Raw genomic sequence first — 17204 nt, 5'->3', positions numbered from 1 at the left:
TAAAAGGCTGAAAGGTTTAAGGCAGAGGGCAAAACCTTGCCTTAAACTCAAAATAAACATTCATGAGTGATTTAACGCTAATCAGAACCAGTTCAGATAATGCCGATTTCAGAAAATTGGTTAGCCTGTTGGATCGCGATTTAGCCGTTAGAGATGGCGATGAACATGCTTTCTATGCCCAGTTCAACAAAGTTGACGCCATTAAAGAAGTGATTGTAGCTTACCAGAACAATAATCCCATAGGCTGTGGCGCAATCAAGCCATTTTCCACCAGCCAGGCCGAAGTAAAACGGATGTTTGTTCATCCCGACAGCAGAAAGCAGGGTATTGCAGCCAGCGTTTTAAACGAACTTGAAACCTGGGCTACCGAAATTGGTTTTAGCGCCTGCGTTTTAGAAACCGGTAAAAAACAACCCGAAGCCATAGCCCTGTATCAAAAGGCTGGCTACCAGATTATCTCAAACTACGGGCAATATATTGGTGTTGATAATAGTGTTTGTATGTTAAAGCAACTCAATACTCCTACAATACTTGATACTCGACACTTGATACCAAATAAATGAAAATAAGCTTAAACAACGTTGGCCGGAGGTTTAACAAAGAATGGATTTTCAGGAACCTGAATACCGAATTTAGTGCAGGTAACAGTTATGCTATACTTGGCCCAAACGGATCTGGTAAATCTACTTTGCTGAGCATATTAACTGGTAGCTTATCCCCTTCTGAAGGAGAGATTTCATTTTCTCAAGGTACCGATATACCAATAGAAAACATTTACAGGCACATCAGTTTAGCTGCCCCCTACCTAGAACTGGTAGAAACTTTCAGCTTAAAGGAGATCATTGATTTTCATTTCAAGTTTAAAAACTTTGCGTCAGGCGTTGATGCCAAAAGCCTGATTAGTATCCTTGGACTTGAAAAAGCAGCAAACAAAGAAATTAAGTACTTTTCTTCTGGAATGAAACAAAGAACCAAACTAGCTTTGGCCTGTTGTACCGATACACCAATTTTATTTTTAGACGAACCAACCAGCAATTTAGACGTCCAGGGAATGAATTGGTACCGTGAACTGATTGAAAATTTTGCGAAAGACCGTTTAACCATAATTGGATCGAACCAAATTCAGGAATACGAATTCTGCAATCATCAAATTCAAATTGCTGATTACAAGTAAATTAAATACCTAAAACCCAGCATACAAAATGCCTGTTTTGTCATACATTTGTATTATAAATAATTTTTTCAAAAAATATTTTGTAATTGAAAAATAGTTCTTACCTTTGCACCACCAAAAAGAGAAACAAATATTAAATTTATCTCTTCAAGGAAAAGATTAAATTTCTGCTTTGGCAGAATCCAAAATATACGCCTGCAAAGGCAAAGAGTTTTTCATAGTTTAGTTTGAGGTTTAGGTTGATTATGCCTTTGGAGTGGTTCCCAAAGGCATTTCTTTTATACAGGTATTTTTCTTCAAACACCAAACCTCACAGCTTATATTTTTTACACATGCTCTAACTTGTGAGGTTTTGAGCGATCGGCTTTAAGGATTACATTCCTTTTTTTTAACTTTGGCATTCAAAAATTGACAAAACAATATTTTATTATCAAATGGCAAAGGCATCAGAAGTAAAAAGCGGAAACGTACTTCGTTTTAACGGAGAGTTGGTAAGTGTTGAAGAATACATCCACCGCACCCCGGGAAATTTAAGGGCTTTCTATCAGTCACGTATGCGGAACGTAAAAACAGGTAAAATTGTAGAGTACCGTTTCCGTACCGATGAAGAGGTTACTATTTGCCGTGTAGAAACCAACGATTACCAATATCTGTATGAGGATGGCGATTATCTTGTGGTGATGGACAACAACACTTTCGATCAGCACAATATCCCGAAGCTTCTTTTCGGCAATGCAATCAAATTTTTAAAAGAAGGCATGAATGTGACCATCGCATTTGAAAGCGACGAACCGATTGTAGCCCAGTTACCCAACAGTGTTGAGCTTGAAATTACTTACACCGAACCTGCAGTTAAAGGCGATACTTCTACCAGTGCCCAAAAATATGCAACTGTTGAAACTGGTGCAGAAATAAGGGTGCCTTTATTTATTAATCAGGGGGATAAGGTTAAAGTTGATACCAAAACCGGCGATTATATGGAAAGGGTAAAATAGTAAAAGCAAAGGCTTACAACGGACTAAACCCTAAGCCTTATGCCTTAAACCTTTATAGGTTTTTATTAAAATAATTTTACCTTTGCCAACGCAAAAAACAGAAATATTAAATCCAATTCAGGATAACAACATATGGCTAAAGCATCAGAAATTAAAACAGGTAACATTCTTCGTGTAAACAACGAACTGGTTACTGTTGACGAATGGAATCACCGCACACCTGGTAAAGGTGGTGCATTTTACACTGGTAAATTCCGCAACATTAAAACAGGTAGAATTGTAGAAGCCCGTATGAATACCGACGAGGCTGTAGAAATCTGTCGTGTAGAAACCAACGACTACCAATACCTTTATGAAGATGGTAACTACCTGGTAGTTATGGACAACAACTCTTACGAGCAATTTAACGTTGAGAAAACTTTATTCGGTTCGGCAATTAAATTTTTAAAAGAAGGTATGAACATCATTGTTTCGATGGAAAGCGACGAAGCAATTATGGCACAATTACCAAACTTTGCTGAATTTGAAATTACTTATTCGGAGCCTGCAGTTAAAGGCGACACTTCGACAAACGCCTTAAAAGCAGCTACGCTTGAAAACGGTGTTGAAGTTAAAGTTCCGATGTTCGTAAATCAGGGAGATAAAATTAAAATCGATACCCGCACCGGCGACTACGTTGAGCGTGTAAAGTAATTTAACCAATAGTATTCCAAAGCCTCTGAAGTTTAATCTTTAGAGGCTTTTTTATTTCCGTTTTTTAGACCTGCAATTAAAAACCTTACAGGCCTGTAAAATATTTACCTTTACGATTATGCTAAAAGCCGACATCAGAAAACAAGCGTTAAAAGATAGATTGCGATTAGATGACGCCACTTATCAAGAGCTTAACAAAGCGCTCTTAAATCAGTTTAAAACGCTCGATTTTAGCAAAATTAAAAGCATTCACATCTTCTTGTCAATTACTGAAAAGAAAGAGCCCGATACCTTCCTGCTGATCGACTGGCTGACGACAAACCATCCTGAAATTAAGATTATTGTACCCAAAGCCGATTTCGAAACGGCACTGATGACCCATCATGAGTATATTGGCTTAGAGGATTTAAAGAAAAACACCTATCAGATTCTCGAACCGCAAAATGGGAAACTGCATCAGGATGAGATTGACCTGGTTATTGTTCCGCTTCTGGCATTCGATTTACAAGGCTACCGCGCGGGTTATGGCAAGGGTTTTTACGATCGCTTTCTGCAAAATATAAATGCTCAGAAAATAGGCTTATCTTTGTACCCTGCAATTGAAAAAATAGATGATGTGAACGAACACGATATCCGTTTGGATTTTTGCATAACACCAACAGCAATAATAAAATTTTAAATTAAAATGGCACAGGAGATCGTTATTAAAACCGAAAAGCAGTACGAAGACAATATGATTGCCGTGTTCGAATTGCAAGAGAAGGAAGAGCTGACTGCCGATGATTTAAAGCAGATTGAACTCATGTTAAAAGCTGGCGAGAAATACGAAGCTGAACATCTATAACGATATTTCAGCATCTCCCCACCAGAAAATGAAGTTACATTAAACTTACTTTTGCGCTTTCACAAAGTCGCTCACCAAATACGCAATCAGCTTCGCCGTTAACCTGCTCACCCGCCCATCTAGCATACGGGTAGCCCCTTCGCAGATATGCAAATAAGCAAACTGCCTGTTACTGCTCAAAATCAGTTTCCGAATCTCGTTTGCAGCAAAACCAGATGGTGTTTCAGCGCTTGATAGCACATGCTGAATACAATCTACATCAATTTCCAAGCCTGGCGCACCTTCAACTTTGCTTAAAAATCCGTTAAAATCAACTCCTCCGGTTAAAATATCTTCGAAAAATACCGCATCAAGCTTCAGATTGGTTTCAATCTGATCCAAAATAGCCTCATTATTGTAATTCTGATGCAAACCATACATCAAATAATGGTTCAGGTAATTTTCTTTTAAAGCGTAAGAAAATCCGTTTCCGCTATGCCTTCCTTCAAGCGATCTTAAATCTGCATGGGCATCGATATTCAGCACATTAATTGGTGCCTTTTTGGCCGAAGCAACCCCCTTAATCAAAGGAAAAGCATTGTTATGCCCTCCACCAATTACAATTGGGATTTTCCCTGCCGCAACAATTTTTTCAATTACCGGATAAACCAGGTTATCGATTTCTTCAACCTTTTTCCTCAGTCCGGCAACCGACGAATCTGCCGGTTCCTTAATTTCAAAATGACCAAGGACCAAAATTTCATCCCCCTTTAAAAACCGGTTGCTTTGAATATTCAAAAAGGTAACCAAACTTGTACGCCAGGCGGATGCCGCACCTGCGATGCCAAAATTGGCCCGTACACCAATATCCTCAGGAATGCCTAATAGCACAAACTTAGCTTCGCTATTGGCTAAAACAGCCGTCAAAACAGCACCATCATTGAAAGGATATGACACTACCCTTTCGCCAAGTTTGGTTTCACCATCCCGGTTAATAACCAGTTGGTCGATATCTTGCTGACTGTATATTTTAAAGCTGTCCATTATAAATTTCTCCGTTTAAAATAACTCGATCTACCTGTGATTCGCCAAAACTATAAGGTAAATAGGCGATTGATGGCATAGGTTTGGTGATAAACAAATTGGCCTTTTTACCAATGGCGATACTTCCGTAATTTTCGCCAATTTCCATTGCGGCCGCACCATTTAGCGTGGCTGCATTAATGGCCTGCTCCGGAAACATCTTGAGCTTAATACAAGCTAAAGCAACTACAAAATTCATATTTCCGGATGGCGTAGACCCCGGGTTATAGTCGGTTGCTAAAGTCACAGGTAAATTGGCCTTGATAAAGCTTTTAGCATCCGCAAACGGAATACCTAAATAAAACGAGCAGGAAGGTAGTAATGTTGCTATGGTACTGGAATTTTGTAAGGCCGTAATGGTTGCTTCGTCGCTTTCCTCCAAATGGTCGACTGAAATGGCCTGGTTTAATACCGCAACCTCAACAGCACCTGATACAGAAAGTTGATTGGCGTGAACTTTTGGTTTTAAGCCATACACACCACCTGCTTTTAAAATTCGATCGGTTTCGGCTACCGAGAAAAATCCCTTCTCGCAAAAAACATCAATGTAATCAGCCAATTGTTCTGCTGCAATTTGCGGCAGCATTTCGTTGATGATGAGATTAATATAACCTTCATGATCATCTTTATACAATGCCGGAAAAGCGTGAGCAGCCAGAAAGGTAGCCTTTATCGGAACCGGAAAACTCGCTTTCAGGCGTTTAATAACACGAAGCATTTTAATTTCGCTTTCAACCGTTAAGCCATAGCCACTTTTAATCTCTACAGCTCCTGTGCCCTGCAGAATCATTTGCTTAAGCCTTACCGAGGCGCTTTCGAACAGCTCATCTTCAGTGGCCTTTTGCAGCTTATTGGCAGAGTTTAAAATTCCGCCACCGGCAGCAGCAATTTCTTCGTAGGTTTTGCCTTGTATTTTCATAGCAAACTCTTCTTCGCGTGTAGCCGCAAAAACAATATGGGTGTGACTATCGCACCAGGAAGGAAAAACATACCTGCCATTGGCAGAGATTTGAGATGGGTCATTAGAGATATGGTCGGGGATTGAATCCATTTCGCCAAAATCTTTAATCAAATCGTTTTCAATTAAGAGCCACGCGTTCTCCAAAACATGTAAATCGTTCAGTTCGCTGCCGCGGAGCATCAGTTTGCTTTTTGGATGTAAGCCAACAAGGCCTTTTATATTGGTGATTAGCATTTGCCAGATCGTTAATTGTTGAAACTATATAATTGGTTAATCGAATGTTAGTTACAGTTAACCGGTTCAAACAATTAACCAGTTAACCAAATACTTAATCTAGCTCCAACAGCACAGGGCAATGGTCAGAGTGTACGGCATCTGGTAAAATCCTTACGTTCTTTAACCGGTTTTCCATTGGCCGGGTAGCTAAATGGTAATCAATACGCCAGCCCAGGTTCTTGCCCCTCGAACCGGCCCTGTAACTCCACCAAGTGTAATGATGCGGATCTTTGTTAAAATGACGGAAAGTATCGATAAAGCCATTATCTAAAAATAACTGCATCCACTCGCGTTCCTCAGGCAAAAATCCCGATGAATTGGCATTCGATTTTGGATTGTGGATATCAATCGCGGTATGGCAGATGTTATAATCGCCACTTACAATTAAATTCGGGATCTGATTGCGAAGCTTTCCGATATAGACATCAAAAAAGCGCATAAATTCATACTTTTTAACCTGCCGTTCATCACCGCTTGATCCGGAAGGCATGTAAAGGCTCATTAAAGAGAAACCGTCAAAATCGGCCCGTAAAATACGGCCTTCACGATCTATCCATTCTTCACCACAACCATACTCTACATGGTTAGGCTTAATTTTCGACAAAATCGCCACGCCACTATATCCCTTTTTTTCGGCAGGGAACCAGTAATGATGGTAGCCCAGCTGCTCAACAAGTGCAATAATTTCGGGGATCTGTGCCGGTAAAGCTTTTACTTCCTGCAAACAGACCATATCGGCATTGGTAGCCTGTAACCAGCCAAAAAAGTTTTTGGTACTGGCAGCCCTAATCCCATTTACGTTATAGGAGATGATTTTCATCAGTTAAGTTTCAATTGTTGTGGGCGGTAAATTTAGAAATTAATTGAATAAATGCCGGGTAATTGGATTCAATTAATGATATCTAAGTAGAAATTTAGTTTGAACGGGTCGCCAATCCTGGCCATACCGCTGCGAAACATATAATCCGATTCGTGGTTCTGTTCTGCCCTACATGATAACCTTATCTTTTAAAGAGGCTTGTAACAATTGTTTCTCGATTTTTTTCGCTTCCCTTTTCTTCAAAACGGTAATTTCCATTTTCACATCCTGTTTTGGGCGGTTATTTTTATCTGTGGGTAGTACTGCAATTTTATCAACCATTTCTAATCCGGAAATAATTTCACCATAAACCGTATAATTGCGGTCAAGATGAGGTGTACCGCCAATGGTTTTATACACCTGCCTTTGCCACTCCGGTAATTTAAACTTCAAGCGCTTTTGCTCTACATTATTCAATTGCTCATCGGTAAAAACCTTTCCTTGTACCAGGTAAAACTGACTGCCGCTCGATGCTTTTTGTGGATTAACGTCATCCCCTTCTCTGGCCGCAGCCAAAACACCCTTTTTATGGAACAAACTATCGTTAAACTCGGCCGGGATGGTATATTTTGGTCCACCTTCTCCCAATAAAGAATCTGGTTTGGCATTTCTCGAATCGGGGTCTCCGCCCTGGATCATAAAATCTTTAATCACCCTGTGGAAGAGCACACCATTGTAGTAGCCCTCTTTTACCAGTTTAAGAAAATTATCGCGATGCAAAGGTGTTTGATTATATAGCTTTAAAATGCATTCGCCATATTCGGTTTTAATGCGCACATATTGATTTTTAGGTTTCGCAGCAAAAGCGGTAAGCATCGAAAAAGTGCAGAGGAATAGTAAAATTTTCTTCATCAAAAAGGTGTTTGAGGCTAAATTAAGCTAAAAAATGAAATTCAATAAATAAATGCCCTTATAAATCGATATTTTTTGCTTTACCTTTGTAATCATGAAGCTCAAACAAAAAATAGCACTTTCTTTGGCTGTATTCTATGCAGTTAGTGTGATGGGTTTGGCTTTAAGTTTACACTTTTGCGGTGGGAAGCTGGCAAACGTAAAAATCTTCAGCAATGAAGTTTCCTGCAAATTCTGCAAAGAAATTCCTGCTGAAAAGAAAGATGACGGCTGCTGCAAAAATACACAGGTAACGGTAAAAGTTAAGGATAGTCATCAGGCAGAGGCACAAATACAAATGCCAAAGCTTTTTTCTATTCAGCTGTTTATCCACCCACCGGTGCTGGAGTTTATCTCGAACATCAGTCCCGATTTTTTCAGTAAAATCTCAAACAAGGCCCCTCCGCTTTCTGCGCGGGTTGCCCTGCATCTTTTCAATTGTATTTTTAGGAATTAGGATTTTATCGCGCCCATCATTTCGATCTGATAGCTATCGGATGAAGTGACGGGAATTAGAAATCTGATTAAAAAACTCCGTCGGATAGGCGGATTGTTTAATTCCAATTCAATAAAATCATGAAAACGATAAAATTATTCAGCATTATTATGCTTTTCTTCGCCGTTAATGCTTCGGCGCAACAAATATCAACTGCCGATTTACAGGTTACCGGATTAACCTGCTCGATGTGCTCTAATGCTACGCAGAAATCTTTGGAAACATTAGGTTTCATTAACTCGGTAAAACCAGATCTAAACAAAAACATCTTTGTGCTTACCTTTAAAAAAGGTGCCGACATTAACCTCGATCTGGTACGTAAAAAAGTTCAGGATGCCGGTTTCTCGGTAGGTGGTTTAACCGCCGACTTCACTTTCGATCAGGTTAAGGTTGACGATAAAGGTCAGGCAATTGTGAATGGAAATGTTTACCGTTTTATAAACGCCAAAAACAAAACCCTTAACGGTACTGTAAAAGCATCGGTTATCGATAAAAATTTCATTTCGGGCGCAGCATTTAAAAAGCAGGCTACTTCGGTTAATTCTGATGCCTATGCAAGCGGCACGGGTGTTGTTAACGGTAAAAAAACCCGGGTTTACCATTTAGTGCTTTCTTAAGCCATGAAAAGGATATTAGTTTTAGCACTGGTTCTGGCTGGTGCTTTTAATCATACTTTTGGTCAGGAACTATACGTTTTTACCGAACCGGCAAGCAATATGCCTACAAAATCAATTGGGGTACGCATTACCAACGAGGGCATATTCAACAATCCCGGTTTTGTGAGCCGTACCATCCCAGAGGTGATGATCGGATTCAATAAAAACCTGATGGCCCATGCACAGGCTTTTCTTTCAGACATGGACGGTAAATACCGTTTGGAAGGCGGAAGCTTATATGCAAAATACCGCTTCCTATCGATAGACGAGACGCATAGTCACCTCAGGGCAGCAGCTTTTGGCCGGATAAGTACGAGTAGGCGGCCAACATTTACCCGCGATATCAATTTAGAAGGCGACAATAGTGGTGTTCAGGGTGGTTTAATATTTACGCAGCTTTTGCATAAATTGGCCTTATCGGCAACATTGGGCTATGCGCATGCCTTCGAGAATAATGACAGGCAAATTGCCGGGATGCCGAGGCCAAACAACATGTTTTCTTACAGTTTATCATCAGGTTATCTGGTTTTACCAATTGTATATAAAAACTATAAGGAGCCGAACTTTAATGTTTATTTTGAAATGCTGGGTAAAACAGATCCTGGTACAGGCCAATCTTACCTGGATTTAGCGCCTGCACTCCAGGTTATTTTGAACAGCACCACACGGATTGATTTGGGTTACCGTTTTCAGGCAGCTGGAAACATGACCAACCGATATACCAAAAACATGTACCTTTTAAGGGCAGAATTTAATTTTTTTAACGTATTAAAATAAAAGATCTCATGAAAAAAATAATGATCATGGTGGCAATAATTGCCATCGCAACTACAAAACTAACTTTCGCACAAAGTAAAACAGATGCAGCTTTTAATCAGCTCCTAACTGCTTATTACGATGTTAAAAATGCTTTGGCTACCGACAAAAAAGATCTTGCAGCTGAAAAGGCAAAGGCTTTATCGGCTAAAGTTGATGCTATTCCGCACAAAGACTTACCTGCAACGCAGCACATGCCCTGGATGGAACAGGCTAAAATAATCAAAGCCAAAGCTGCCGAGCTCGCCGCTGCAAAAGATATCAAGGCGCAACGTAAGTCGTTCGAGGGTATTTCTTATGCGATGATTAAAACCGTTAAAAGCGTTAAATTCAATAATGCCACCGTATATGTGCAACACTGCCCTATGGCTAAGGCCAGCTGGTTAAACGAAAAAGAAAACATCGAAAACCCGTACTACGGCAGCATGATGTTTGATTGTGGTGACGTTTCAGAAACTATTAAATCGAAATAATGCACCTGCATATCAAAAATATGGTATGCAACCGCTGTAAAATGGTGGTTAAAGCCGAGCTGGAGAAGCTCGGCTTTAATCCTGTTTCGGTTGAACTGGGCGAAGTTATCCTCCCCGGAAGTTTAACAGCTGATGATAAACTCAAAATCAGTGAGGCTTTACATTCTTTTGGGTTCGAACTTTTGGAGGATCGGAAGACTCAAATTGCCGAGCAGATCAAAACTTCCATCATCAACCTGGTACATTATTCAAAAGAACCTTTAAAAATTAATCTCTCTGCCTATTTAAGCGAGCAACTTAAGCTCGAGTATCCACAGCTAAGCCTTGTTTTCTCGGAGGTAGAAAAGCAAACCATCGAAAAGTACTTCATTGCGCAGAAAATAGAGAAGGCAAAAGAAATGTTAACCTATGGCGAGCTCACACTGAGCGAAATTGCTTATCAACTCAACTACAGCAGCGTTGCCCATCTTTCTGCGCAGTTTAAGAAAGTTACGGATCTTACCCCATCAGCCTATAAAGCCAAAACGGCGAATAAGCGCAAAACGCTCGATGAAATTTAACCCCTTGTTTTCTTAACATACATCAAGACTATCTTTCTGAATGTCAACGTACTTTTGTTAAAAAAGAACAAGACATGAAAAAATTATTTTTATTCCTGATAGCTACCTCAATAAGCGTGGCTTCTTTCGCACAAACAACCTGGAAAATCGATCCAATGCACTCATTTGTTAACTTTTCGGTTAAGCACATGGGCATTTCTTTTGTTGATGGTTCGTTTAAAAAATTTGACGGGACAGTTACTGCAGCTAAGCCTGATTTAACGGATGCAAAAATCAACTTCACGGTTGATGTGAACAGCATTACAACAGGCGTTGACATGAGAGACAATCACTTGAAAACGGATGATTTTTTCAATGCAGAGAAATTTCCAGCCATGAAATTCGAAAGCACTGGTTTTAAAAAATTAAGTGGCAACAATTACGAACTAAGTGGTAAATTAACGATCCGCGATGTAACCAAAGATGTAAAATTTGCGGTAGTTTACGGTGGAACCGCTAAAGACCAGCAAGGCAATACAAAGGCGGGCTTTGGCGCCACCACAACCATTAACCGTTTAGATTATAACATTAAATACGACCCAACTGGTGCAGGTGTAGCTAAAGATGTTGCCATTAAATTAAACCTGGAGTTTGTTCAGGCAAAATAATATACCTTATCATCATTCCGGGCTTGCCCCGGAATCTCTTTCATCAGATCCTGAAACAAGTTCAGGAGAACGGTCTTTAAATTTCGATTAGACAAACACGATATTATGTCATCATTATCTCAATTCAAAAACTTTACTCAGCGTTTGCCTCAAACGGATTTAATGCCAACTTTATTTATTGGCCATGGCTCGCCCATGAACGGTATTGAGCACAATGAGTTTAGCCAGAGCTGGGCCGATTTGGCGAAGCATATTCCGGTTCCTAAAGCAGTCCTCGTGGTTTCGGCGCATTGGTACACCCGTGGCACCTTTGTTACTGCAATGGACTTTCCATCTACCATCCACGATTTTGGTGGCTTTCCACAGGCCTTATTCGACGTGCAATATCCTGTCCCGGGTGATGCTAAACTTGCTGCAGAAATCCCATCGCTAATTCATAGCACACCAGTTGGCTTAGATCACGATTGGGGTTTAGACCACGGTACCTGGACCATTGTAAGGCACATGTATCCCAAGGCCAATATCCCCGTGCTTCAATTGAGCATCGATTACACCAAAGCACCCGAGGAGCACTACGAAATTGCCAAAGAAATTTATGCCTTGCGTAAAAAAGGTATTCTGGTAATTGGCAGTGGCAATATGGTGCATAACCTGCGCATGTTAAGCTGGGAAATGATTAATGGTGGCGGTTACGATTGGGCTAACGAAATGAATGATAAATTCAAAAACCTGATTGCAAACGGCGACCATAAGCCTTTAATGAATTACCGGAATTTAGGCCCTGACGCCATGCTTGCCATCCCAACGCCAGAACATTATTTACCCTTAATTTATACCCTTGGCCTGAAAAACGAGCAGGAAGATATTACTTTCTTTAACGATAAAGCCGTTGGCGGTTCGCTAACCATGACATCGGTTTTAGTGGGGTAATACGGTTGTCATGCTGAGGCACGAAGCATCTGCAAATGAAGAATACCTCCTCTCTAAACAGTAAAAGATTCTTCACTACGTTCAGAATGACAGAATCCAAAATTCTATAAAACTTTATGGTTATTCTGTAACAGATCAGGTTACCGGATGAGGTAAATTTGTTTAAAATTTATAACATGACACACACCTATCAACTTACCGGCATGACTTGTGGCGGTTGCGAAAATAAAGTAAAAAGTAACCTTTTGGTTTTACCTGACATCACCTCGGTTGATGTTTCGAAAGACACCAACTCGGCCACCATTAGCATGGATAAGCACATTGGCTTAGCCACCCTGCAAGATGCTTTGGGCGGTAAAGACAGTAAATACCAGATCTCACCAATTGCACACAACGAAATGGTAGAAGAAACCAAATCGTGGGCCGCAACCTATAAACCGATCTTACTCATTTTTGGCTATGTTACTGCGGTTTCATTAATTGTTTCTTTGCAAAACGGCACTGTAGATTTTATGGTTTTCATGCGCATTTTCATGGCCGGTTTTTTCCTTACCTTCTCTTTCTTCAAAATGCTCAATTTAAAAGCATTTGCCGAAAGCTATGCCATGTACGATATCGTTGCAAAAAAATTTAGTGCCTGGGGTTATATCTACGCATTTATCGAATTGGGATTAGGCTTGTCGTTCGCTTTAAACCTATCTCCTATTGTGGTAAACTGGGCTACGTTAATTGTAATGACAGTTAGTATTTTGGGTGTTTTAGAAAGTGTGCTGAACAAGAAAAAAATTCAGTGCGCCTGTTTGGGTGCCGTTTTCAACCTACCCATGAGCACCGTTACCATTGTTGAGGACGCCATTATGATTGCCATGAGTGCAGCGATGCTGGTACTGATGTAGTTATTTCCTTATGTACTTAAACTCCGATTTTCGGCTTTTACCATTAAGCTCGCCTTCAATCCAGGCGAGCATTTCTTTTTTGCCCTTATTCTGGTAAACAATTCTTTGCGGGAAATCGTGCGTTTTATTTTCGAAAACGTAAGTCTGATCTGTGGTAGAAATCAGTTTAAAAGATACTTCTTTACCTTCATTTTGTCCATTTACGGTTGAGCAATAAAAAGTATCCTTTCCAATGTTTTTAATTTGAAGGGTTTCTGTAAGTGTACTATCCCCTTTCGCATTAATGCGGTAACTTTTACCGCTCAGTGTCTTATCCGGATTTTGCACCCATTGCTCTACAAGTTTCCCTTTCGGCGTTTGCATTTCCCAGGAGCCTAAAACAAAAGCAAAGGTTTTGGATGGAGCTTTTTGGGCATTCGCTAAGGTCGAAAAACCAATAAGCAATAAGATCAGTAAATTTAAACGGGCATTTTTCATTTTATTATGGTATTGGTAATGTGTGCCAAATGGTGTTTGCCGTGCCAGGCATACATGCCCAGCATATTAGCTAAAGTAAGTTCTTTACCATGCTCGGGATGGATATATTTACGCTGGTAATCGGCAGGCTGCAGTGTTTTTAAAAAGGTAACCCAGCGTTGATGCAGCGCTGCGATTAAAGCAAGAGAAAGTTCGATATCACCGTTCTTCGCCTCTCCTGTTTCGGCCCAGCGCTCTTCGTAATACGGCCTTATTACGGGCACATCTTCGGTAATGGCTTGCTTAAAACGGATATAGGCATTAATGTGACTATCGGGAATGTGGTGAACAACCTGACGTAAAGTCCAGCCCCCAGGCCGATAGGCTTGGCTTAAATCTTCATTGGTTAAGCTTTCAGTAGCTTTTCTAAGTTGTCCGGGCAAGGCCTTAATTTCAGCAATCCATTCATCGATTTGCTTTTGATCGAAAATAGCCGGCATAGAAAATTGACCGATGGGATATTTAAGTTGCTCTAGATCCATGAACCTAAAATAAGCTTTTTAAGGGAGAATTATCGAAATAAGCTGGAAGGTTAAATGTTAAAAAGTTGGAACGTTGAAAAGCGCGAACTTAACCTTTAAACCTTCCAACATTAAAACACAAAATTACATCAACTTCTTCAACCACTTTAACAATCCCATTTTTGGTGCATACGGAGGGTAAATCATTTTAGTTACCCCCAATTTCGATTGAAAAACCACGGCCCTTTCGTGCGAGAAGGTTTTGAAACCAAATATACCATGGCAACTTCCTATACCACTATTGTTAAGGCCTCCAAAAGGTAAATTAGGATTACCAATGTGCACCAGCACATCGTTTACACAGGTTCCGCCTGCACTGGTTTCGGTAATGATTTTATTTTGGTTAGCTGTTCTACCGGAAAAAACATAAAGGGCTAAGGGCTTTTGCTTCCTGTTTATTAAATCGATTGCTTCCTGCAAATGTTTATATCCAACAACCGGCAACACCGGGCCAAAAATTTCATCTTGCATAATCTCACTATTTTCGGTTACAGCGGTTAAAAGCGTTGGTGTTATGGTTAAATCCTTTTCATCAAACTTACCCCCAAAAGCTACAATTGCGCCTTCTGCCACAGCAGCGTAAACAAGTTTATTTAAACGATTAAACTGTTTTGGATTCACAATTTTAGCGTAATCGTTTTTATTAATTTCCGAATGCTCAAAAAACATTTTGTCTACCGCAGTCTGGTAATGCTTTACAAAATCAGCTTCCAGACTTTCGTCAATCAATACATAATCAGGCGCAATACAAGTTTGCCCGGCATTTACCAGCTTACCCCAGGCAATTTTTTCTGCCGCTTTCTTTAAATCGCAGGTGCCATCTACAACAGCAGGCGATTTTCCGCCTAGCTCAAGGGTAACAGAAGTCAGGTTCTTCGCCGCAGCCTCCATCACTACTTTGCCAATAGCAGTACTTCCGGTAAAGAAAATATGATCAAAGGGCAATTCCAGCAATATTGTAGAAACAGCTGCATCACCTTCAAAACAAGCTATTTCTTGTGGGTCAAAAGTATCAGCAATAAGTTTACTGATAAGCCCGGCCGTTGCTGCGCTTATTTCAGAAGGCTTAAGGATGGCGCAGTTACCGGCCGCTATTGCCGAAACCAGCGGACTCATCATCAGTTGCAAAGGATAATTCCAGGGGGCTATAATAAGGCAAACACCTTTGGGTTCGTAATAAATTTTATTGCGGGCAAAAAAATTGCTCAAAGTTTTGCCGGCCGCTTTAGGCCTCATCCAGCTCCTAAGTTTTTTTATGGCGTGGTCTATTTCGGCATAAGTAAAATACAGTTCGGTAACAGCACTTTCGAAAGGGTTTTTGCGCAGATCTTCTTTAAGTGCAGCAAAAATCTCCGCTTCCGAATCTGTTAGTGCCTGTTTAAGCCTTTTCAGCTTTACAATCCGCATTTTTGCGTCGCTTTTCCGCAATTCCAATTTGTGCTGCTGCTGTAAGTCGAAAACTGATTTTATCTCTTCTTTCATAATTAAAGTTCGATGGCGGTTTGGCCGGTATGCTGGTTAAATTTAGTTAAAATCAACTCATTTCATTAAAAATTCATTCATTTAAAGCATATTGCAGCAAATTTTAATTCTAAAGATGAAAAGATTGTTTTTTGTTTTCGCATGCTTAATTCCCATGGTTATGCGCGCCCAAACCCTAAAAACAGATGTACTGGTAATTGGAAATGGCGACGCCGCCTATTCTGCTGCATTCCAATCCTTCAAATCGGGTGTTAAAACTATCCTGCTTACACAAAAGGAGCAATTAACGGTAGCTAACAAACCACAAAGACTACTTTCTTTTTATCAGAGTTTTTTTAAAAGAGAAACTGAAAACACACAAAACCAGAATCTCCCGAAGCCTAAAAGAGATAAAAAAAATCCGGCGAAGATAGCTGTTGATAGCACCTTGCTTTTAAGTGTAATTAACAACAGTCCTTACAATGAAATTAAAAGATCAGCAAGCGGCTGGGAATTGAAACTTAACAAAGACCTCAGCATCAGAGCAAAAGTGCTGATCATGGCCGATACCCCTGAAAAATTAATCGCTGCATTAAAGGTTAGTACATTAAATCCAGCCTCATTAAGCCCGTTAAATTATGATGAAAATCTATACAGAACCAGCGTAGCAAGTATTGTGGCAAAGGGAGCAAACTTTTTATCCCTGTACAGCCTGCTCATCCCTGACCAGGAAAACCTGATATATATTGCTGCTGATTCATTCGAAACCGGGCCTTCAGCCGGAGCAACGGCAGCTTATGCTGCATTTTTCGATACCAAAACCAGTTTAGCTAATTTAAAAAGGATTCAGGGTGAGTTATTAAGCTACAAACATGCACTTATGCCTTTTGAGGATGTAAAAACAGTTGATTCAAATTGGCTTGCTATCCAAAAAGTTGGGATAACTGGTATTATAAAAGCAGAGCTAAAACAAGGGAAAGCCTTTTTTAACCCCGAAAAAGAGGTTAGCTACGATGAAATTAAACAACCCATTAAAGACTATTATTACAAAGCTCAAATCTGGTTCGACGATCATCAAAATGCGCCTGTCAATTTAGAAAACACCGTAGCCATGGTAAGTTATGTAGGTAATAAATCGGCCGATGCAACTAAAACAGAGTTACAGAAAAAATGGAACAAGAGTTATAAATTTTCGTCAACATACGATCTTAAAAAAGTTTTAACGCGAAGGGAATTTGCAGTTATCATTAACGACTACCTGAAACCCTTTGATGAGGTGAATGTAGATAAAACCGGAAGGGTGATCCGTTAGTTATGCACCACAGATTTGCACAGATAAACACAGATTTTTGACATAATTACAAAAGATTATCTGTGTTCATCCTTTTTATCTGTGGTTTATTTACAAAATGAGGTGGTGTAACATTTCCATTTCCTTCTTGATTTAATCTTGTCATTATCTAAATTGCACCAAACC

At 40.0% G+C, this 17204-nt stretch carries 22 protein-coding genes; 15 read left to right on the top strand and 7 right to left on the bottom strand.

Annotation, left to right across the window (positions count from 1 at the left end; all coding sequences use genetic code 11):
- Nucleotides 1–62: 62 nt before the first annotated feature.
- The 6 genes from G7074_RS09810 (at nt 63) to G7074_RS09785 (ending at nt 3706) form a co-directional block, all read left to right on the top strand.
- Nucleotides 63–563 carry a GNAT family N-acetyltransferase gene (locus tag G7074_RS09810; protein WP_166208175.1) on the top strand — a complete coding sequence of 167 codons (501 nt, stop codon included), beginning with the start codon at nt 63–65 and terminating at the stop codon, nt 561–563.
- The gene (locus G7074_RS09805) at nt 560–1174 is read left to right on the top strand and encodes an ABC transporter ATP-binding protein (protein WP_124558899.1); all 615 of its coding nucleotides are present in this window, start codon (nt 560–562) and stop codon (nt 1172–1174) included. Before G7074_RS09810 ends, G7074_RS09805 begins: the two co-directional genes overlap by 4 nt.
- 434 nt (nt 1175–1608) lie before the next feature.
- Nucleotides 1609–2169, top strand: coding sequence for an elongation factor P (efp, locus tag G7074_RS09800; RefSeq protein WP_124558900.1), 561 nt, complete (start codon nt 1609–1611; stop codon nt 2167–2169).
- A 132-nt stretch (nt 2170–2301) separates the two neighbouring features.
- Nucleotides 2302–2862: an elongation factor P gene (gene efp, locus G7074_RS09795; RefSeq protein WP_124558901.1), complete on the top strand. Its 561-nt coding sequence runs from the start codon at nt 2302–2304 to the stop codon at nt 2860–2862.
- 118 nt (nt 2863–2980) lie between these two features.
- Complete coding sequence (locus tag G7074_RS09790) at nt 2981–3541, top strand: 5-formyltetrahydrofolate cyclo-ligase (protein WP_166208172.1); 561 nt, start codon at nt 2981–2983, stop codon at nt 3539–3541.
- A gap of 6 nt (nt 3542–3547) precedes the next feature.
- Nucleotides 3548–3706, top strand: a complete 159-nt coding sequence (locus G7074_RS09785) for a hypothetical protein (RefSeq protein WP_156131537.1) — start codon at nt 3548–3550, stop codon at nt 3704–3706.
- Between the two features lie 45 nt (nt 3707–3751).
- On the opposite strand, the gene G7074_RS09780 is transcribed toward G7074_RS09785, so the two are convergent.
- The 4 genes from G7074_RS09780 to G7074_RS09765 all read right to left on the bottom strand — a co-directional run bounded on the left by G7074_RS09780 (nt 3752) and on the right by G7074_RS09765 (nt 7716).
- Nucleotides 3752–4729, bottom strand: a complete 978-nt coding sequence (locus G7074_RS09780; RefSeq protein ID WP_166208169.1) for a formimidoylglutamase — start codon at nt 4727–4729, stop codon at nt 3752–3754.
- Nucleotides 4716–5963 (bottom strand): imidazolonepropionase, encoded by a 1248-nt coding sequence (hutI, locus tag G7074_RS09775; RefSeq protein WP_166208166.1) that lies wholly within the window; start codon nt 5961–5963, stop codon nt 4716–4718. Before hutI ends, G7074_RS09780 begins: the two co-directional genes overlap by 14 nt.
- Nucleotides 5964–6057: 94 nt before the next feature.
- Nucleotides 6058–6825, bottom strand: coding sequence for an exodeoxyribonuclease III (locus G7074_RS09770; RefSeq protein ID WP_124558905.1), 768 nt, complete (start codon nt 6823–6825; stop codon nt 6058–6060).
- Nucleotides 6826–6993: 168 nt separating this feature from the next.
- Nucleotides 6994–7716, bottom strand: a complete 723-nt coding sequence (locus tag G7074_RS09765) for a peptidylprolyl isomerase (RefSeq protein ID WP_166208163.1) — start codon at nt 7714–7716, stop codon at nt 6994–6996.
- Between the two features lie 94 nt (nt 7717–7810).
- Here G7074_RS09765 and G7074_RS09760 point away from each other — a divergent pair, with 94 nt between their 5' ends.
- From G7074_RS09760 to G7074_RS09725, 8 genes are all read left to right on the top strand, one after another.
- Nucleotides 7811–8212 (top strand): hypothetical protein, encoded by a 402-nt coding sequence (locus tag G7074_RS09760; protein WP_124558907.1) that lies wholly within the window; start codon nt 7811–7813, stop codon nt 8210–8212.
- Between the two features lie 119 nt (nt 8213–8331).
- Nucleotides 8332–8868, top strand: a complete 537-nt coding sequence (locus tag G7074_RS09755; protein ID WP_124558908.1) for a heavy-metal-associated domain-containing protein — start codon at nt 8332–8334, stop codon at nt 8866–8868.
- 3 nt (nt 8869–8871) lie between these two features.
- Complete coding sequence (locus tag G7074_RS09750) at nt 8872–9684, top strand: transporter (protein WP_166208160.1); 813 nt, start codon at nt 8872–8874, stop codon at nt 9682–9684.
- An 8-nt stretch (nt 9685–9692) separates the two neighbouring features.
- Entirely contained in the window at nt 9693–10196 is a 504-nt protein-coding gene (locus tag G7074_RS09745) for a DUF3347 domain-containing protein (RefSeq protein WP_124558910.1), read from the top strand.
- Complete coding sequence (locus tag G7074_RS09740; protein WP_124558911.1) at nt 10196–10756, top strand: AraC family transcriptional regulator; 561 nt, start codon at nt 10196–10198, stop codon at nt 10754–10756. Before G7074_RS09745 ends, G7074_RS09740 begins: the two co-directional genes overlap by 1 nt.
- A 74-nt stretch (nt 10757–10830) precedes the next feature.
- Entirely contained in the window at nt 10831–11403 is a 573-nt protein-coding gene (locus G7074_RS09735; protein ID WP_124558912.1) for a YceI family protein, read from the top strand.
- Between the two features lie 105 nt (nt 11404–11508).
- Complete coding sequence (ygiD, locus tag G7074_RS09730) at nt 11509–12333, top strand: 4,5-DOPA dioxygenase extradiol (protein ID WP_124558913.1); 825 nt, start codon at nt 11509–11511, stop codon at nt 12331–12333.
- A gap of 176 nt (nt 12334–12509) precedes the next feature.
- Entirely contained in the window at nt 12510–13229 is a 720-nt protein-coding gene (locus G7074_RS09725) for a heavy-metal-associated domain-containing protein (protein ID WP_124558914.1), read from the top strand.
- Here the strand turns inward: G7074_RS09725 and G7074_RS09720 are convergent, their stop codons facing one another.
- The 3 genes from G7074_RS09720 to G7074_RS09710 form a co-directional block, all read right to left on the bottom strand.
- On the bottom strand, nt 13230–13706 hold the full coding sequence (locus tag G7074_RS09720; RefSeq protein WP_124558915.1) for a DUF6265 family protein: 477 nt from the start codon (nt 13704–13706) through the stop codon (nt 13230–13232). It lies immediately after the preceding gene.
- Nucleotides 13703–14227 (bottom strand): YfiT family bacillithiol transferase, encoded by a 525-nt coding sequence (locus tag G7074_RS09715; protein ID WP_124558916.1) that lies wholly within the window; start codon nt 14225–14227, stop codon nt 13703–13705. Before G7074_RS09715 ends, G7074_RS09720 begins: the two co-directional genes overlap by 4 nt.
- A 123-nt stretch (nt 14228–14350) precedes the next feature.
- Nucleotides 14351–15748: an aldehyde dehydrogenase family protein gene (locus G7074_RS09710; RefSeq protein ID WP_124558917.1), complete on the bottom strand. Its 1398-nt coding sequence runs from the start codon at nt 15746–15748 to the stop codon at nt 14351–14353.
- Between the two features lie 115 nt (nt 15749–15863).
- On the opposite strand from G7074_RS09710, the gene G7074_RS09705 reads away from it, so the two are divergent.
- Nucleotides 15864–17039, top strand: coding sequence for a hypothetical protein (locus tag G7074_RS09705; protein WP_124558918.1), 1176 nt, complete (start codon nt 15864–15866; stop codon nt 17037–17039).
- Nucleotides 17040–17204 lie beyond the last annotated feature (165 nt).

The organism is Pedobacter sp. HDW13, assembly GCF_011303555.1.
In the GTDB taxonomy this organism is placed as follows: Bacteria; Bacteroidota; Bacteroidia; order Sphingobacteriales; family Sphingobacteriaceae; genus Pedobacter.
This window is presented reverse-complemented; position numbering and strand designations above follow the sequence as displayed.